Raw genomic sequence first — 17,446 nt, forward strand, 5'->3', positions numbered from 1 at the left:
TCAGGCGAGCAGGTCGCCCACCACGACGGGTTCCGGCACGAGCGAGACACCGAAGCGGTTCAGGACGGTCACCTGGACGTAGCGGGCGAGTTCGGCCACCTGGGCGGCGGTCGCTCCCCCGCGGTTCGTCAGCGCGAGTGTGTGCTTCGACGAGATCGCGGCGCGGGACCCGGGGACGGCGTACCCGCGGTGGACGCCGGCGTGCTCGATGAGCCACGCGGCGCTGAGCTTGACGTCGTCGCCCGCCGGCCAGCGCGGCGCCTCGGCCGGCAGGGTCTCGGCGAAGGCGGCGGACACGATCGGGTTCGTGAAGAACGACCCCGCGCTCCACGTGTCGTGGTCGTCCGCGTCGAGGACCATGCCCTTGGACCCCCGGAGCCGCAGGACCTCGGACCGCACCGTCGCCGGCTCGACGAACGCCCCGAGCTCGACGCCGAGCGACCCGGCGAGCTGGGCGTAGCGGACCTGGACCCCGGCGCCCCGGACGGTGCCGAGCCGGAACTCGACCGTCAGCACGGCACCGCGCCGTCCGTGCTTGAGGGTCGAGGTGCGGTAGCCGAGCGCCAGCTCGGCCGCTGGTACCCAAGCGCGCTCCCCCGTCGACGCGTCGAGTAACTCGATCCGGGTGAGCACGTCGGACAGCTCGACCCCGTAGGCGCCGATGTTCTGCACGGGGGCGGCGCCGACGGTGCCCGGGATGCCGCTCAGCGCCTCCAGGCCCGTCCAACCGTTCTCGACCGTCGTGGCGACGAACGCGTCCCACGGCTCGCCGGCCGCGACGCGGACGGTGACGCCGTCGTCGTCCGCGTCGTGCTCGATGCCCGTCGTGCGCACGAGCACGACGGTGCCGTCGAAGCCGTCGTCGGCGACGAGCAGGTTGCTGCCGCCACCGAGGACCAGCCACTCGTCGTCGTCCCACGCGGCGGTGACGTGCGCGACGAGCTCGTCGGTGGTCGACGCCGTGAGCAGTCGCGCCGCGGGACCACCGACGCGCAGCGTCGTGAGGTCGGCGAGCACCGACTCCGTCACGGTCAGCGGAACGCCACCGTGACCTGCGCCTTGCCGAGCACGGTCTGCCCGGCGGCGGTCACGGTGAGGTCGATGCGCTGCGGACGGCCGTCGTCGTCGACGGTGCCGACCTTGGCGACGACGCCGACGGTGGCGCCCTGCTCCGGGTCGACGACCACGGGGCGGGTGAACCGGACGCCGTAGCGGACCACCCAGCCGCGGTCGCCGAGCCACTCGGAGACCGGCTGCACGGCCAGTCCCATCGTGAGCATGCCGTGCGCCAGGACACCGGGCAGGCCGACGGAGGCGGCGACGTCGTCGCGGTAGTGGATCGGGTTGAAGTCGCCGGACGCGCCGGCGTAGCGGACGAGCGAGTCGCGGGTGATGTGGACCTCGCGCTCGGCGACGACGGTGCCGACCTCGAGCGCGGTCACGGGTGCGGTGGTCATGCGTCGTCTCCTCGGACCACGAGGGTGGAGGTCGCCGTGACGACGTGCTCCCCCGCGGCGTCGTTCATCGTGCTCTCGGCCGTGACCATGGCGTTGCCGCCGAGGGTCTTCACGCTCGTCACGGTCAGGGTCGCGGTGAGCTCATCCCCGGCGACGATCGGTCGCTCGTAGGCGAAGGCCTGCTCGCCGTGGACCACGCGGGAGAAGTCGATGCCGGCGTCGGGCTCGGCGAGGAGCTGGGCGAGCGTGGCCTCCTGCACGACGACCGCGAAGGTCGGCGGGGCGACGACGTCGTCATAGCCGGCGGCGCGGGCGGCCTCGGGCTCGTGGTGGATCGGGTTCGTCGCGAACACGGCGCGGGAGAACTCGCGCACCTTCTCGCGACCGACCAGGTAGGGCTGGGCCGGCGGGAACGTCCTGCCGACGAGCTCGGGGTTCACAGACACGTCCGGCAGTCTAGCGACGCCCGCTCGGGGGGCCTGTGTTCATGAGTATGCATCGGCTATGCTGACCCGACGCGGTTCGGGGGAACCGACACCGATCTCCGGGGATGGGGAGGAACGATGGACCACACGACCGAGTTCGCCGTGCACACGGGCGACCGCTGCACTGCCATGGAGGCCGCAGGCGCCGCACTGCAGCAGGCGGGGCACCACGTCGAGTCGACGGGCGGGACGCTCACCGCGACGACCGGCAACCGGGTGCTCACGATCCTGCTCGGGGCGCTCGTGCACCCGTCGCGGGAGTTCCGGCGGTACGAGCTCTCGACGACCGTCACGGGGACGTCGACCACGATCACACTGCGGCACTCCGGGCACGGCACCGCGGTGTCGGGCGGGGAGATCGGTGCGAAGCGGCGGCACGATGCCTGGCGCAGCACGGCCGCGGTGATCGAGCGGGCGCTCCGGCAGGCGGGCGTGCTCAGCGCGCGGTAGCGCCGCGCGGGCGCGCCGCGCGGGCCACGCGGGCGCGGGCCGCACAGGCGCGTCGCCGGGCGCCGCACAACGCAAATCGCTGCGAACCGCGTCTTCGCACGGTGCGGCGTGGCTTGCGTTGTGCGCAGGCGCCCGGCGCTGCCGGCGCCCGGCTGCGCCAGGGCCGGGGCCGGGGACGAACCACGGGAACGACACGGAACCAGGCCGTGGGGCCGGTTCGACGTCGGGAACGTGGTTCGACGCCGCGCGCCCGATACGGCAGCGCCGCGGCGCACTCTCTCCAAGAGCGGCCGGGGACGGGGAGGAACCACGGAAACGACACGGAACCAGGTCGTGGGGCCGGTTCGACGTCGGGAACGTGGTTCGACGCCGCGCGCGGACCGCGACGGCAAGCGGTCGCCCGCGCCGGCACGCGTGCCGCACAACGCAAAGCACGGCGAACCGCGCAGTCCCGCGGTTCGGGGCGACTTGCGTTGTGCGCAGGCACCCGACGCCGCGGCGGGCGGGGCAGCGCCGCGGCGCACCCCCGCCACGCGCAGGCGGGGCGGCGCAGGCGCGGCCGCAGCCCGGGACGAACCACGGGAACGACACGGAACCAGGTCGCGGGCCCGGTTCGATGTCGGGAAGGCGGTTCGATGCTGCGCCGCCGCGACGCGCACCGACGCCGACGCCGACGCCGACGCCGACGCCGACGCACCGAGACGCGGACGCGCGCGGCACCGCCCCGAGAACGACGAAAGCCCGGCGAACGAATCGCCGGGCTTGCGGTAGCGAGGGCGGGACTTGAACCCGCGACCCCACGATTATGAGTCGTGTGCTCTAACCAACTGAGCTACCCCGCCAAGGATCCGGCACGACTACCGCACCGGGTCGGAGCCCCGAGTCAGGATTGAACTGACGACCCCTTCCTTACCATGGAAGTGCTCTACCACTGAGCTATCGGGGCATGTGCCGCTCGGCGGCACCACACGAGGATAGCAGACCCGCGACGGTGGTCAGGAACCGGCCGTGACGCCCGGGCGTGCCGCGTGGAACCGCTAGTTCGCGTTGGCCTCGAGCCACGCCAGCGGGTCCACCGGGACACCGTCGACGTGCACCTCGAGGTGCAGGTGCGGACCGGTCGAGTTGCCGGTGCTGCCGACCAGACCGAGCTCGTCGCCGACCTCGACCTGCTGGCCCTTGACGACCTTGAAGGAGTTGTCCTCCATGTGGCCGTAGACGCTGACGAACTGCTTGCCGTCGACGTCGTGCTCGACCCAGACGTCGTTGCCGAAGCCGCCGTCGTTGGCCTGCACCTTGAGGACGGTGCCGGCGGCGATGACCCGGATCGGCGTGCCCTCACCCGGAGCGAAGTCGACGCCCATGTGGTTCGTCGAGCAGAAGGAGCACCCCTCGACCTGGCGTCCGCCGAACCCGGAGGTGATCGGCACACCGGTCAGGAACGGCCACTGGATCGTGCCGTTCGGGTCGTTCGTGAAGCTCGAGGAGTCGACGTTCTTGTACTGCGTCGCCGAGGACACCGAGTACTGGTCGCGGTTCGTCTCGGCGTCGGTCGCACCGGCACCGACGCTGAGGGACTGCGTGTCACCCGAGGCCGTCGCCCGCGCCGACGTCGAGCCGGGCTCGGGGGTGTACAGCGCCTGTGCGGGCAGCGAGGTCGACACGACGAGCCCCGCGACGAACAGCAGCGCGCCGACGGCCGTCACCCGCGAGGCCGCCCGACGGAACGACGCACCCTGCGACCCCCGCGCGGCACGTGGCGCGACCCCGGCGACCGGAGTCGCTGCAGCGGGAGCCGTGCGAGCGATGTGACGCGTGGCACGGTCGGCCTGCACGGGGGCGGTGGCGGCACGCCCGGTCCGACGGGACGCCGGCACCTGCCCGAGGACACGGCGCGCGGCCGGCGCGGCCGACGTGGGGGCCGCGACCGCCGGGGCAGCAGCCACGACCGGCGACGAGGGCGCCGGCGGCGTCACGGGCGATGCGGTCGCCGCGGGCATCGCGGGCGAGGCCGGCGCGAGGTCGATGGGCGACACGGGCGCGGCCGGGGTCGCGGGTGTCCCCGGGCTCACCAGGTCGTCGAAGGTCGCGTCACCGAGGGCGGCCCGGGAGGCGCGGCTCGTCTCCGCCACGTCCGTCGCGTGCTCGACGCGTTCCGGTGCTCCCCCGGAGGACGCCGTCGCCGCCGCGCGTTCCGCCTCGATGCGGGCCCGTCGGGTCAGGTGGACGACCGGTGCGGGAGCGTCCGCGGAGCCGTCGGTGTGCACGGGCGTGAGGGGAGCGTGGGGCATGTGTTCGGCGTGGATCCTGATCGGGGCGAGACGCGCTCGTTGGTAACGAGCAGATAACGGGACCCGAGCACGCTAGCAGGAGCGTCCGGGAGACGCCAGTCCTCGGGATGTCCTCACCCGGCGAGCACGGACTCCTCGAGGCGCCGCAGCAGGTCCGCGAGCTCGTCCGCGACCGCGGGTGCGGCGAAGAGGAACGACCGCGTGCCGCCGGCCTCCCAGATCCGGGTCTCGGCGCCGGCCTCACGGGCGACGATCGACCCGGCGGCCATGTCCCACGGGTTGATCCCGCGCTCGTAGTAGGCGTCCACGGTGCCGACGCCCACCGCGCAGCAGTCCAGCGAGGCCGCTCCCCCACGGCGGATGTCGCGGACCTCGCCGATCAGTCCGGCGAGCACCGCGACCTGCTGCCGTCGGCGCTCGGCGGTGTACCCGAAGCCGGTGGCGACGAGCGTCTCGGCGAGCGAGGCCGGCGTCCCGACGTGCAGCGGCACCCCGTCGCGCGTGGCATCTTCGCCGGCGGCCGCGCGGAACACGACGCCGGTCGCGGGCTGGACGACGACGCCGGCGATCGGCTCCCACGAGGTCGGGTCGGCCGGGCCGCGCACCACGCCGATGCTCACGCCGTACTCGGCGCTGCCGTAGAGGTAGTTGACGGTGCCGTCGATCGGGTCGACCACCCACGTGATGCCCGAGGTTCCGGCGCCGGTGCCGGACTCCTCACCGAAGAATGCGTCGTCCGGCCGGGCCTCGGCGATCCGGGCCCGGACGAGTGCCTCGACCTCACGGTCGGCAGCCGTGACCACGTCGACGATGCTCGACTTCCGGTCGGCGACCTCGACCCCCTCGACCCGTCGGCGTGCGGCGAGCGCTGCTGCCTCTCGGGCGATGGACTCGGCGAGGTCGGCGAACTGGACGGGGGTGAGGTCGGAGGGCATGTGTCCATCCTCGCGGAAACGGAACGGCCCCGTCCGATGAGGACGGGGCCGTTCCGATGGTGGCAAGTGAGGGATTCGAACCCCCGAAGGCTACGCCGGCTGATTTACAGTCAGATCCCTTTGGCCGCTTGGGTAACTTGCCATGTGCGCACCCGGCCCGTGTAGTCACCAACCGAAGGCGCGCATGAAAGCATAGCCGATCCGAGACGGTGCTCGTGACCACCGTGGGCCGATCCACGGGTGCCGAACCGCGCCTCCCGTCCGCCGTTAGGCTGTCCCGCATGGCAGACAGTTCCTTCGACGTGGTCAGCAAGGTCGACAAGATGGAGGCGGAGAACGCCCTCAACCAGGCCGCCAAGGAGATCGAGCAGCGGTACGACTTCAAGGGCGCCGACGCATCGATCGCGTTCAGCGGTGAGGACGTCCTCATCAAGGCGAACTCGGAAGAGCGCGCGAAGGCCGTCCTCGACGTCCTGCAGAGCAAGGCGATCAAGCGGAACATCAGCCTGAAGAGCCTCGACGCGGGTGACCCGTACCCGTCGGGCAAGGAGTACCGCATCGAGGTGAAGTTCAAGAACGGCATCGAGCAGGACGTGGCGAAGAAGATCGGCGCGTTCCTCCGGGCCAACGCCCCGAAGACCGTGAAGAACCAGATCCAGGGCGACGAACTGCGCGTCTCCTCGAAGAGCCGCGACGACCTGCAGAACACGATCCAGCTCCTCAAGGGTGAAGAGTTCGACGTGCCGCTGCAGTTCATCAACTTCCGCTGACGCGCCGCCCGCCGCTGTGGAGCACTGGCTCACCGTCGCGATCACGGTCTTCCTGGTCCTGCTGGACCTGGCGATCCGCGTCTTCTCGATCATCTACGTCCCGATCAACCGGAAGCCGCAGACCGCGACGGCCTGGCTGCTGGCGATCTTCCTCATCCCCTACATCGGGTTCATCGTCTTCCTCGTCATCGGGTCGACGAAGCTCCCGCACGCCCGGCGTGAGAAGCAGACCGAGATCAACGCGTACATCCTCGAGCAGACCGAGGGGATCGAGCGCGTCCGGCGCGACCACCCGTGGCCGGCGTGGCTGGACAGCATCACCCGCCTGAACCGCGAACTCGGCGCCATGCCCCTGGTGGGCGGCAACTCCGCGGAGCTCTACCCCGACTACGACGAGTCGATCGCCGAGATGACCCGCGCGATCGACGGCTCGCGGCGGTTCGTGCACGTCGAGTTCTACATCGCGACCCTCGACGACACCACGCGCCCGTTCTTCGAGGCGCTCGCCCGCGCCCAGGCCCGCGGCGTCACCGTCCGGGTCCTGCTCGACCACTGGGCGAGCCGCGGCTACCCGGGCTACAAGGACACCCTCGCGTTCATGGACCGAGCGGGCATCGAGTGGCACCTCATGCTCCCGCTGCTGCCGCTGCAGGGGAAGTTCCAGCGCCCGGACCTCCGCAACCACCGGAAGATCGTGGTCATCGACGGGTCGATCGCGTTCACCGGGTCGCAGAACCTCATCGACAAGTCCTACGACCTGAAGTCCCACATCGACAAGGGCATGCAGTACAAGGACCTCTTCGCGCGGTTCGAGGGTCCCGTCGTCGCCGGCCTCAACGCCCTGTTCGTGACCGACTGGTACAGCGAGACCGACGAGCTGCTGCTCCGCGAGAGCGACCCCGTCCAGCGGGCCGACCGCGGTGACGCACTCGACTGCCAGGTCGTCCCGTCCGGCCCCGGGTTCGACGGCGAGAACAACCTGCGCCTCTTCAACGCCCTGCTCTACTCGGCCCAGCAGAAGGTGTCGATCACCTCGCCGTACTTCGTCCCCGACGACTCCATGCTCTACGCCATCACCACCACGGCGCAGCGCGGGGTCGAGGTCGAGCTGTTCGTCGGCGAGATGGGCGACCACGCGATGACCTGGCACGCGCAGCGCTCCTACTACGAGGGGCTGCTCCGGGCCGGCGTGAAGATCTGGCTGTACCGGGCGCCGACGATCCTGCACGCGAAGCACTTCACGATCGACGACGACGTGGCGGTGATCGGGTCGAGCAACATGGACATGCGTTCGTTCAGCCTCAACCTCGAGGTCTCCGTGATGGTCCGCGGCAGCCGCTTCGTCGATGCGCTGCGCGAGGTCCAGGACGCCTACAAGGAGCACAGCTTCGAGTTGACGCTCGACGCGTGGGTGGAACGGCCGCGTCGGTCGCAGGTGCTCGACAACGTCGCGCGGCTCACGGCGGCGCTGCAGTAGCGGCCGGCCCAGGAGGCGCGGGTCGCGACCGGCGGGCAGGTGCGGGCCGCGGGTGGTCGCCCGGGCGCGGTGCGAGTTCTCGTCCAGCGTGCGAGGGCGCACGACTCCCACGCTGCGCGGAACCTCGCACACTCCTGATCGCGACCGCGCGGCGGCGGGGTCAGCGCGGGTCCGGCACCAGGCGGGTGAGCCGGGCGGTCACGCGCTCGAGCGGCCCCCGCCCGAGGAACCGCCTCCAGAGCATCGCGAACACGATCGACCCCAGCGCGAACCAGCCCCACGCCGCCGCCGAGTCCGGGTACGTCGGCAGCGCCGCGAGCACGACGAGGTGCCCCGCGTAGACCGTGAGCGGCATCGACCCCACGGCGGCCAACGGGTACCCGATGCGTCGGACGACCTCGCTCCGTCCGTCGAACACCAGCGTGCAGAGCGCGATGACGGCGACGGCCACCCCCGCGGTCCCCACGACGTCGACGATCGACGAGGAGTGGTCCCGCGGCGACAGGAACAGCTGCGCCGTGGCCTCGGCGGCGGTGCTCCCCTCGCCCGCGTACGGCACACCGGGGAACGCGAACCCGGCGTCGGCGGGTACCGGCGCGACCGCGTTGCCGACGATGTAGGCGAAGGCGGCGACCACCGCGCCGGACGCGAGGAGGACCACCTGGGTGCGCCGCGCCTCCAGTCCGACACGGGCGACTGCGAGACCGACCAGCACGTACGCCAGGAAGGTGACCACGGGGTAGACGAGGCCGAGCTGGACCTCCCACATGCCGGCGTCCGCGTAGAGCGGGACGATGCCGAGGGCGACGACGGGCGACAGCACGGCGCACGCCGCTGCGAGGACCAGCAGCCAGCGCGCACGGACCCGGAGCACCGGGATCGCCAGCAGGAACAGCACGCCGTAGGTGGGGAGGATGACGTAGACCGGCGTCTGCAGCGCCATGAGCAGCAGGCCGACCGCGACGACGACGAGCGCGCGGATCGCGAGCCGGCCACGGACCCGACCGATCCGCGGCGGGCCGGGCGGCGACGTCCGGCCGCTCGTCAGACCGATCGAGACGCCGGCGAGCACCGCGAAGAGCGACGACGAGCGACCGTGGGCGGCGGCCGCCCAGGTGCCCGGGTCCGACCAGTCGACCTGGTCGGCGATGCCCCCGACGTGGGTCGCCATCATGCCGAGCAGCGCCAGCGCACGGGCGACGTCGACGCCCTCGAGCCGGACCCCGGAGACGGACACGCCCCGCAGCGCGGTGGGCGGTGCGGGGCGTGCGGTCGCCATGGCGTTCGCGGGCTGCCGGTCAGCTCGTCGCCGAGCCCGTGCGGGCGTCGACGCGGCCGAGGGACACGTCGACCATGTCCTCGCGCGGGACGACCTTGATGCGTTCGCGGCCCTCGGCCTCGCCGAGGGCGAGCTCGTGGGTGTCGAGGTTGTGCCAGCCGTCGAGGTCGGTGTACTCGACACCGCGCTCGGCGAGCAGGGCCGGGATCGCGCCCTCGGACGGGTCGGCCGGGGTCCACCAGCTCGCCTGGTCGTTCACGATGTGCTGGACGGTCTCCATCGCGTCGGACTTGGTGTGGCCGATGAGCCCGACGGGGCCGCGCTTGATCCAGCCGGTCGCGTAGACGCCCGGGATCTGCTGGTTGTCGTCGTCGAGGACCTGGCCCTCGTGGTTCGGGATGACGCCGTGGCGCTCGTCGAACGGGACGCCCGGCAACGGCGAGCCGAAGTACCCGACCGCGCGGTAAGCGGCCTGGATCGGGATCTCGCGGATCTCGCCCGTGCCCTCGACGCCGCCCTGGCCGTTCGGCCGCGTGCGCTCGTACCGGATGGCGGTGAGCTTGCCGTCCTCGCCGACGAACTCGAGGGGCTTCGCGTAGAAGTGCAGGTGCAGTCGGCGGCTCGCCTGGCCGGTCTCACGGGTGCGCCACTGCTCGAGGACGCGGTTCATCACCATGACCTGCTTGTTCGTGGCGATGGCGGTCTTCGAGGCCTCGTCGTGGTCGAAGTCCTCGTCGTAGACGATCATGTCGACGTCGCGGAGCTCGCCGAGCTCGCGGAGCTCGAGCGGGGTGAACTTCACCTGCGCCGGGCCGCGGCGGCCGAACACGTGCACGTCGGTGACCGGGGACGCCTTGAGTCCCTCGTACACGTTCGCGGGGATCTCGGTCGGCAGCAGGTCGTCGGCGTGCTTCGCGAGGATGCGCGAGACGTCGAGGGCGACGTTGCCGTTCCCGATCACCGCGACGCTCTCGGCCTCGAGCGGCCACGTGCGCGGGACGTCGGGGTGGCCGTCGAACCAGCTGACGAACTCGGCGGCACCGTACGACCCCTCGAGCTCGACACCGGGGACGTCGAGGTCGGCGTCCTTGATCGCACCCGTCGAGAACACGACCGCGTGGTAGTGCTGCCGGAGGTCGTCGAGGGTGATGTCCTCGCCGAAGCGGACGTTGCCGAACAGCCGCACGACACCGCGGTCGAGCACGTCGCGCAGCGCGTTGACGATGCCCTTGATGCGCGGGTGGTCCGGGGCAACGCCGTAGCGGACCAGGCCGTAGGGGGCGGGCAGCTGCTCGAACAGGTCGATCGACACGTCGTGGCCGTGGGCCTCGCGCAGCAGGATGTCGGCGGCGTAGATGCCGGCGGGGCCTGCGCCGACGATGGCGACTCGGAGGGTGGGCACTGATCGTCTCCAGTTCGTTCGGGTGGGGTGCTCCCGAGGGGGTTCGAGGGGCAGGACCGTCGGTCTCCGCGGCGGTCCGGCGCTAGCGGCTGCGTTCGACGACGGACTCGGCGAAGCGGACGAGTGCCCGCTTGACGGTGCCGTCCGGCAGGGGTGCGAGGGCGTCGACGGCGTCCGTCGCCCAGCGGACCGCGACGGCACGGGTCGCGGCGGTCGCCTCGTGCTCGCGCAGGGCGGCCACGGCGGACTGGTACGGCGCCGAGTCGACGACGTCGTCCGGTGCGGCGTTCACGTCGCGCTCGATGCGCCCGAGCAGGTCCACCGCGTCGGGAGCACCGGTCGCGGCGAGGCGCTTGAGCTGCAGCAGCGGCAGGGTGTCGACGCCGGCGCGCAGGTCGTTGCCGGCGATCTTGCCGGTCTTGGCCTTCGCGGGGGCGAGGTCGATCACGTCGTCGACGAGCTGGAAGGCCACGCCGACCTTCTCGCCGAAGGTGCCGACGGCGTCGAGGTACGTGCGGTCGGCGCCCGAGAACATCACGCCGGCACGGGCGGCCGTCGCGATGAGCGAGCCGGTCTTGTCGCTGAGCACCTGGATGTAGTGCTCGACCGGGTCGTCCTCGGGCTGGGGGCCCGTCGTCTCGTGGAGCTGCCCCATGCAGAGCCGCTGGAAGGTCTCCGCCTGCATCCGGATGCCCTCGGTGCCGAGGTCGGCCGTGATGAGGCTGGCACGCGCGAACAGCAGGTCGCCGGTGAGGATCGCCACGTTGTTGCCGTAGGTCACGTGGGCCGCGGGGACACCGCGTCGGACGGGCGCTTCGTCCATCACGTCGTCGTGGTAGAGCGACGCCAGGTGGGTCGTCTCGATGCTCACGGCGGCCTTCACGACCGCGTCGGTCACCCCGTCACCGAGCTGTGCGATGAGGAGCGTGAGCGTCGGCCGGATCCGCTTGCCCCCGGCCGACAGCAGGTACCGGCTCGTGGTGTCGGCGAGGGTGTCGGTGGAGCGCATGGCTTCCTCGAGCCCCTGCTCGACGAGCTCGAGGCCGTCGTCGACCGCGGCGATGAACCGGCGTTCCGCGGGCGTGGCGAACAGTCGCTCGCCGATGCCCAGCGATGCGCGGAGACTCGGTGCGCGACGTGCGACCGGGACGCTCGGATTCAAGTGCTGCTCCGTGTTCGGGGGTGGAGGGACCGGTCAGGCGTCGGTGGGGTCGACGCTCGGCTGCTCACCGGTGTGCTGGTGCTCGCGACGGGCCTTGGCACGCCGGGCGACGGACTCGCGGACCTCGCCCGCGACGGGCTTGCGACCGCGGTGCAGTGCGACGATACCCGCCGTGAGGTTCCGGTAGGCGACGACCGAGAACCCGACGCCGCGCAGCCACTGGCTGAGGACCTGCTGGTCGGGCCACGCCTCGATCGACTCGGCGAGGTAGCGGTAGGCCGCCGGGTTGCTGCTGGACAGCCGTGCCACGCCCGGGAGCACGCGCTTGAGGTACGTGCCGTACCCGAAGCGGAGCAGGGCGAGCGGCGGCGTGGAGAACTCGCAGATGACGACACGTCCGCCGGGCTTGAGGACCCGGAGCATCTCGCCGAGGGCCTGCATCGGGTCGTTCACGTTGCGCAGCCCGAACGAGATCGAGACGGCGTCGAAGGTATCGTCGTCGAAGGGCAGCTGCTCGGCGTCGCCCTCGACGAAGGTGATCTCGGGGTGGCGTTCACGGCCGACGGCGATCATGCCCGCGGAGAGGTCGAGCGCCGTGACCTCGGCACCCTTCTTCGCGAAGGCCGCCGCGCTCGTGCCCGTCCCCGCGGCGATGTCCAACACCTTCTCGCCGGGCTGGGGGTCGACCGCGCGGACCGTCGCGACACGCCACAGCGGAGCGTTGCCCGCCGAGAGGATGTCGTTCGTGAGGTCGTACTTCGCGGCGACGTCGTCGAACATGGCCGCCACCTCGTCCGGCCGCTTGTTCAGGTCCGCTCTGCTCACCCACAACATCCTAGAGGTCGTGCCCGGACGTTCCCCGCGCGGCGCGTACGATCTGTGGGGTGACCCGAACCACCACGGCGGCCCCACCGCTGACGGTCTCGACCCGGATCCTCGACGACCCGGGCGCCGTCCTCCGCCACACCCTCCGGGACAGCCCGCTCGCGTTCGTCCGGAACGGCGACGGGATCGTCGGCATCGGCGAGGCCGTGCGGTGGACGTTCACCGGCCCGGACCGGATGCGCGAGGCCTCGGCAGCCTGGCGGTCCCTGGTCCGCGACGCCGTGGTCGACGACCCCGTGCAGCTGCGCGGCACCGGACTCGTCGCGTTCGGCTCGTTCGCGTTCGCCGACGACTCGACCGAGACGAGCGTGCTCATCGTCCCGCGCGTCGTGATCGGCCGCCGCCGCGGGAAGGCCTGGCTCACCGCCGTCGACACCACGCTCGACCCCGAACCCCTCACCTTCACGCGCACGTCGGTGCCGGTGCCGCGCGTCGGTCCGCACGTGTCCGTCGCGCTCCGTCCCGGTGCCATCGACGAGGACGCCTACGCCGAGACGGTCGCCGACGCCGTCCGGCGGATCACCGCCGGCGACGCCGAGAAGGTGGTGCTGGCGAGGGACCTCGTCGGGACCCTCCCCGACGGCGCCGACCAGCGAGCGATCCTGCTCGACCTCGCCGAGGCGTACCCGCAGTGCGTCACGTTCGCCGTCGACGGGATCGTGGGCGCGACGCCCGAGACCCTCGCCCGGACCGACGGCACCCGGCTCTCGGCACGCGTGCTCGCGGGCAGTGCGGCGCGCGGGACCGACCCGGTGTCCGACCGCGCCGCCGCCGAGGCCCTCGCCGCGAGCGCGAAGGACGTCGAGGAGCACGGCTTCGCCATCCAGAGCCTGCTGGCCGCGCTCGCCCCGATCGCGTCCGACCTCCGCGCCGACCCGGAGCCGTTCCGGTTGCAGCTGCCGAACCTGTGGCACCTCGCGACCGACGTCCAGGCGACGCTGCCCGTCGGTACGACCTCGCTCGACGTCGCCGACGCCCTGCACCCGACGGCCGCGGTCGCGGGGACCCCGACCGACGTCGCCGTCCGGCTCGTCTCCGAGCTCGAGGGCGTCGACCGCGGGCGCTACGCCGGGCCGGTCGGGTGGCTCGGGGCGAACGGGGACGGCGAGTGGATGCTCGCGTTGCGGAGCGCCCGGATCACCGACGACGGCACCGTGCGGGCGTGGGCCGGCGCGGGCATCGTGGCCGGGTCCGACCCGGCGCGCGAGGTCGCCGAGACGGCCCTGAAGTTCCGACCGGTCACCGACGCGCTCGCCTAGCCGACTGCCAGGAGGCGCGGTGCCGGCCCGGCGCGCCCGCCGCGGCCCGGTGCCGCTCAGTCGGCCAGCGGCACCTCGATGACGACGCGCTCGGCCGGGTCCGTCAGGACCCGCTCGAGGTCGCCCCAGGTCGCCGCGCGCCGGTACTCCCAGCCGAGCCCGGTCACCACCGGCTCGACGTCGACGTGCTGCGGCGTCGTCATCATGCGGCGCATGTCGGCCTCCGGTGTCGTCGCCGCGACCTCGAGCCCCCGGAAGATCGCTCCCCCGCCGTCGTTCCCGACGATGACCTGCACGCGGTGCGGGCGCTCCTCGGTGCCGGTCACGAGCGCCCCGATGTCGTGCAGCAGCGTGAGGTCGCCGAGCAGGACGCGTGTCGTGCCGACCGAGGCCGTGGAACGCTCGAGCGCGGCGGCGATCCCGAGCGCGGTCGAGATCGTCCCGTCGATGCCCGCGAGTCCGCGGTTCGCGTGCACGCGGATCGCCTTGCCCGCGACGTGCCCGTCGGCCACGCGGATGATCTGCGAGGCGCCGAGCACGAGGCGGTCGTGCGGCCAGGTCGCACCCCAGACGGCGTCCGCGAGCATCGTGCGGTCGACGGCGCGGCGGCGGAGCGCCACCTCGTCGCGGAGGAACTTGTTGCGCTCGGCGCGGTCGCTGGAGCGCTTCGCATCGAGGTCGGGGCCGGCGTCGCCACCACCGAGCAGCGCGCGGCTCGTGGCGACCCACCGGCCGACCCAGGCGCGGTGCTCCGGCCGGGTGCGGCCCGTCACGCGGACGTCCGACACGAAGGTGGTCGCGGCGTCGGGCCGGGAGGCGCGGGCCGGGTCGTAGGGATCGGCCCCCGGTCCGCGGACCACGATCGTCTCGACGTCGGCGCGCTGGAGGAGGGCGGGGACCTCGCGGCTGAGGGTCGGGTGGCCGAGCACGACGGCGCGGCGGACCGCGCCGCCGAAGTCCGGGTCACGCAGGAGCTCACGGTAGGTGACGACCAGGTTCCGCCCGAACCGCGCACCGCTCGACACCTCGGCGAGCAACGGCGCACCGAGCTCCCAGGCGATCCGCTCGGCGTCCGCCCCCGCGTCGTGTCCCGCGATGACGACCGTCGCGGGCTCGTCGTCCGGCGCGAGGTCGACGACCGGCAGACCGGAGTGCACCCGCCTGGTGGCGAACGCGAGGTCGACCTCGTCGTCGGGCACCGGCTGGACCGTCCCCTCGCCCAGTCCGGCCGACAGCGGTTCGCGGAAGGCGACGTTGAGCTGCACCGGCCCGGGCTGCCCCGTGTGGCCGGCGGCAGCGGCGACGACTTCGCGCACGAGTTCCCGGACGGTGGCGGCGGTGTCGGCGTCGACCCCGTGCGCGGTGGGTGCCTCGACGTCGCGGACGACGGCGACGGCCGGCCCGAAGAGCCCGGGCTGCACCGTGGTCTGGTTGCTGCCGATGCCCCGGAGCTCGTCGGGGCGGTCCGCGCTGACGACGATCATCGGCACACCGGAGTGGTGCGCTTCGAGCACGGCGGGGTGCAGGTTGGCGACCGCGGTGCCCGAGGTGGTCACGACCGCGGCGGGCCGACCGGACTCGACGGCGAGCCCGAGCGCGAAGAAGCCGGCGGTGCGCTCGTCGAGCCGGACGTGGACGCTGATGCCGCCCGCCCGCTCGACGGCGACGGCAGCGAGGGCGAGCGCCTGCGACCGGGAGCCGGGGCTCACCACGACGTCGGTCACACCGGCCCGGGCGAGCTCGGTCAGGAGCGCGACGGCGAAGTCGGTCGCCGGGCTGCCGGAACCGGCCGGGCCGTCAGCGATCGGTGCGGCCGTCGTCGTCGCGGTGCTGGTCGCGGCGGTCTCGGTCCGCGCGTCGTTCTCGTTCGCGGAACTGCTGTTCGAGGTCTCGGAGGGTCTCGTCGTCCTGGTCCTTGTCCGTGCGGTGCTGCTCGGGGCCGTTGGGGCCGCCGAGGAAGTCCGGGTCGTCTTCGGGACCACGGTACCCGGAGCCACCGCCAGGACGGGTCGCCGGTGCCCGGCCGAGGACGAACCAGAGGACGCCGCCGAGGACGGGGAGCACGACCACGAGGAGGACCCACACACCACGGCTGAGGGAACGGACACGCTCGCGGGGCATCGTGGCGCAGTCGATGGCCGCGTAGACCGTGAACGCCACGGCGGCCACGACGACGATCAGCCACAGTCGGATCATGGCCGGGAGTCTAGGTCGGCAGCCTGTGGGGTCCCTGCCGGTTGCGCATCCGTAGACTTGCGCAGGTGAAAGCGTGGCTCGTGTACACCCTGGCCCGCCTCGGCATCTTCGCCGCGGCGCTGGCACTGCTCCTGCTCCTGACGCCGATGCCCGGCTACTGGGCGACGATCGTCGCCGCGCTCGTGGCGCTGCTCATCTCGTACATCGCCCTGCCGAAGCTGCGCGGTCGCGTCACCGAGAGCCTGGCGAACCGTCGACCGGCGCCCGAGCACGACGTCGACACCGACTTCGAGGACGACTTCGTCGACGCGGCTGACAGCGACTCCCCGGTCGAGCAGCCGGTCTCCGACGCCGACCGCCACGCAGCGCGCCGCGAGCACCGCGACGACTGACCCGCCGGGCTACGGCTGGACGGCGAGCGTGATGCCGAGCACGACGCCGAACACGAGCGACGCGAACGACGACAGCTGGAGCGCCGTGATGAGCTCCCGCGGCTTCCGCGACGAGACGCCGATCGCGAGTGCCGGCAGCGCCAGCAGCAGCGAGAAGTACGTGAACCCGGTGCGGAAGTAGAGCAGCACGAACCAGAGCAGCACCACGTACGGCAGCATCAGGAAGAGGCCGTAGAGCACCCGGGCGACCGGCCGTCCGACCACGACCGCGAGGGTGCGCTTGCCCGCGAGACGGTCCTCGTCGATGTCGCGGATGTTGTTCACCATCAGCACCGCACAGGCGAAGAACCCGGCGGCGATCGCAGCGGCCCACCCGCTCGGGGTGATCCGGTCGATGAGGACGAACTGCGTGCCGAGAACGGCGACGAGTCCGAAGAACACGAACACGAAGACCTCGCCGAGGGCGTTGTACCCGTACGGCTTCTTGCCGCCGGTGTAGAACCACGCCGCGACGATGGCGGCAGCGCCCACGAGCAGGAGCCACCACAGCTGCGTGAGCACCACGATGACGATGCCGGCGACGGCTGCGAGCCCGAAGAACGTCAGCGCGACGGTCAGCACGGTGCGGGGCTTCGCGAGTCCGGCTCCGGTGAGACGGGCCGGCCCGACGCGGAACTCGTCCGTGCCGCGCACCCCGTCGGAGTAGTCGTTGCTGTAGTTCACGCCGATCTGCAGGAACAGCGCGACGAGCAGCGCCAGGATCGCGATGGGCAGGTGGTGGCCCTTCGCGATCCAGTCGCCGAAGTCACCGGCCTCACCGCTGTCCACGAACCCGACCGTCGTGCCCATCACGACGGGGACGACACCGAGCGTCAGGGTGCGCAGGCGCGCCCCGCCGATCCAGTCGCCCGCGGTCGCGCGGCGCTTCGTGCGCTGCGGTGCCGCGGCCTTGGCCGGGTTGCCGGAGCGGTTCCTGGAACGGTTCGTGTTCTTCGTGCGTGCCACG

General features: G+C 72.3%; 17 protein-coding genes and 3 tRNA genes. 5 read left to right on the forward strand and 15 right to left on the reverse strand.

From position 1 onward, the window contains the following. From WFH25_RS15910 to WFH25_RS15920, 3 genes are read right to left on the reverse strand one after another with little or no spacing between them, the layout of a single operon-like run. On the reverse strand, nucleotides 1–1,029 hold the full coding sequence (locus tag WFH25_RS15910; protein ID WP_336698530.1) for a UDP-N-acetylmuramate dehydrogenase: 1,029 nt from the start codon (nucleotides 1,027–1,029) through the stop codon (nucleotides 1–3). Between the two features lie 2 nt (nucleotides 1,030–1,031). Then, on the reverse strand, nucleotides 1,032–1,457 hold the full coding sequence (locus WFH25_RS15915; RefSeq protein ID WP_071296734.1) for a MaoC/PaaZ C-terminal domain-containing protein: 426 nt from the start codon (nucleotides 1,455–1,457) through the stop codon (nucleotides 1,032–1,034). Next, the gene (locus WFH25_RS15920; protein WP_083295268.1) at nucleotides 1,454–1,903 is read right to left on the reverse strand and encodes a MaoC family dehydratase N-terminal domain-containing protein; all 450 of its coding nucleotides are present in this window, start codon (nucleotides 1,901–1,903) and stop codon (nucleotides 1,454–1,456) included. Before WFH25_RS15920 ends, WFH25_RS15915 begins: the two co-directional genes overlap by 4 nt. A 117-nt stretch (nucleotides 1,904–2,020) precedes the next feature. Between WFH25_RS15920 and WFH25_RS15925 the strand changes: the two genes are divergently transcribed. After that, nucleotides 2,021–2,392 (forward strand): hypothetical protein, encoded by a 372-nt coding sequence (locus WFH25_RS15925; RefSeq protein ID WP_071296713.1) that lies wholly within the window; start codon nucleotides 2,021–2,023, stop codon nucleotides 2,390–2,392. A 768-nt stretch (nucleotides 2,393–3,160) separates the two neighbouring features. Here the strand turns inward: WFH25_RS15925 and WFH25_RS15930 are convergent. The 5 genes from WFH25_RS15930 to WFH25_RS15950 all read right to left on the reverse strand — a co-directional run bounded on the left by WFH25_RS15930 (nucleotide 3,161) and on the right by WFH25_RS15950 (nucleotide 5,760). Then, nucleotides 3,161–3,234: transfer RNA gene (locus WFH25_RS15930), tRNA-Met, on the reverse strand. Nucleotides 3,235–3,266: 32 nt separating this feature from the next. Continuing rightward, nucleotides 3,267–3,338, reverse strand: a tRNA-Thr gene (locus tag WFH25_RS15935). 91 nt (nucleotides 3,339–3,429) lie between these two features. Further along, a complete protein-coding gene (locus WFH25_RS15940; RefSeq protein WP_336698532.1) occupies nucleotides 3,430–4,683 on the reverse strand; it encodes a M23 family metallopeptidase in 1,254 nt (417 codons plus the stop codon). 113 nt (nucleotides 4,684–4,796) lie between these two features. Continuing rightward, nucleotides 4,797–5,618 carry an inositol monophosphatase family protein gene (locus WFH25_RS15945; RefSeq protein ID WP_092386347.1) on the reverse strand — a complete coding sequence of 274 codons (822 nt, stop codon included), beginning with the start codon at nucleotides 5,616–5,618 and terminating at the stop codon, nucleotides 4,797–4,799. A gap of 57 nt (nucleotides 5,619–5,675) precedes the next feature. Then, nucleotides 5,676–5,760, reverse strand: a tRNA-Tyr gene (locus WFH25_RS15950). Between the two features lie 139 nt (nucleotides 5,761–5,899). Between WFH25_RS15950 and WFH25_RS15955 the strand changes: the two genes are divergently transcribed. Then, a complete protein-coding gene (locus WFH25_RS15955; protein WP_069712130.1) occupies nucleotides 5,900–6,388 on the forward strand; it encodes a YajQ family cyclic di-GMP-binding protein in 489 nt (162 codons plus the stop codon). 16 nt (nucleotides 6,389–6,404) lie between these two features. Next, nucleotides 6,405–7,865 (forward strand): cardiolipin synthase, encoded by a 1,461-nt coding sequence (cls, locus tag WFH25_RS15960; protein ID WP_070418368.1) that lies wholly within the window; start codon nucleotides 6,405–6,407, stop codon nucleotides 7,863–7,865. A gap of 160 nt (nucleotides 7,866–8,025) precedes the next feature. Here cls and WFH25_RS15965 read toward each other — a convergent pair whose 3' ends face one another. From WFH25_RS15965 to WFH25_RS15980, 4 genes are all read right to left on the reverse strand, one after another. Continuing rightward, the gene (locus WFH25_RS15965; protein WP_336698535.1) at nucleotides 8,026–9,144 is read right to left on the reverse strand and encodes a heparan-alpha-glucosaminide N-acetyltransferase domain-containing protein; all 1,119 of its coding nucleotides are present in this window, start codon (nucleotides 9,142–9,144) and stop codon (nucleotides 8,026–8,028) included. Between the two features lie 19 nt (nucleotides 9,145–9,163). Further along, complete coding sequence (locus WFH25_RS15970; protein WP_070418366.1) at nucleotides 9,164–10,546, reverse strand: FAD-dependent oxidoreductase; 1,383 nt, start codon at nucleotides 10,544–10,546, stop codon at nucleotides 9,164–9,166. Nucleotides 10,547–10,628: 82 nt separating this feature from the next. Continuing rightward, a complete protein-coding gene (locus WFH25_RS15975) occupies nucleotides 10,629–11,708 on the reverse strand; it encodes a polyprenyl synthetase family protein (protein ID WP_070418365.1) in 1,080 nt (359 codons plus the stop codon). A 33-nt stretch (nucleotides 11,709–11,741) separates the two neighbouring features. After that, complete coding sequence (locus WFH25_RS15980; RefSeq protein ID WP_070419487.1) at nucleotides 11,742–12,533, reverse strand: demethylmenaquinone methyltransferase; 792 nt, start codon at nucleotides 12,531–12,533, stop codon at nucleotides 11,742–11,744. A gap of 59 nt (nucleotides 12,534–12,592) precedes the next feature. Here WFH25_RS15980 and WFH25_RS15985 point away from each other — a divergent pair, with 59 nt between their 5' ends. Continuing rightward, complete coding sequence (locus tag WFH25_RS15985) at nucleotides 12,593–13,852, forward strand: isochorismate synthase (RefSeq protein ID WP_092386343.1); 1,260 nt, start codon at nucleotides 12,593–12,595, stop codon at nucleotides 13,850–13,852. 56 nt (nucleotides 13,853–13,908) lie between these two features. On the opposite strand, the gene menD is transcribed toward WFH25_RS15985, so the two are convergent. Together menD and WFH25_RS15995 are read right to left on the reverse strand one after the other, a co-directional pair. Beyond that, on the reverse strand, nucleotides 13,909–15,657 hold the full coding sequence (gene menD / locus WFH25_RS15990; protein ID WP_336698551.1) for a 2-succinyl-5-enolpyruvyl-6-hydroxy-3-cyclohexene-1-carboxylic-acid synthase: 1,749 nt from the start codon (nucleotides 15,655–15,657) through the stop codon (nucleotides 13,909–13,911). Beyond that, the gene (locus tag WFH25_RS15995) at nucleotides 15,650–16,048 is read right to left on the reverse strand and encodes a PLDc N-terminal domain-containing protein (protein WP_092386341.1); all 399 of its coding nucleotides are present in this window, start codon (nucleotides 16,046–16,048) and stop codon (nucleotides 15,650–15,652) included. The genes menD and WFH25_RS15995 overlap by 8 nt, the downstream gene beginning before the upstream one ends. A 65-nt stretch (nucleotides 16,049–16,113) precedes the next feature. On the opposite strand from WFH25_RS15995, the gene WFH25_RS16000 reads away from it, so the two are divergent. Continuing rightward, nucleotides 16,114–16,440 carry a DUF4229 domain-containing protein gene (locus tag WFH25_RS16000; RefSeq protein ID WP_071296706.1) on the forward strand — a complete coding sequence of 109 codons (327 nt, stop codon included), beginning with the start codon at nucleotides 16,114–16,116 and terminating at the stop codon, nucleotides 16,438–16,440. Between the two features lie 9 nt (nucleotides 16,441–16,449). On the opposite strand, the gene WFH25_RS16005 is transcribed toward WFH25_RS16000, so the two are convergent. Next, nucleotides 16,450–17,445: a 1,4-dihydroxy-2-naphthoate polyprenyltransferase gene (locus WFH25_RS16005; protein WP_254789514.1), complete on the reverse strand. Its 996-nt coding sequence runs from the start codon at nucleotides 17,443–17,445 to the stop codon at nucleotides 16,450–16,452. Nucleotide 17,446 lies beyond the last annotated feature (1 nt).

Source organism: Curtobacterium sp. USHLN213, from assembly GCF_037144815.1.
Taxonomy (GTDB): Bacteria; Actinomycetota; Actinomycetes; order Actinomycetales; family Microbacteriaceae; genus Curtobacterium.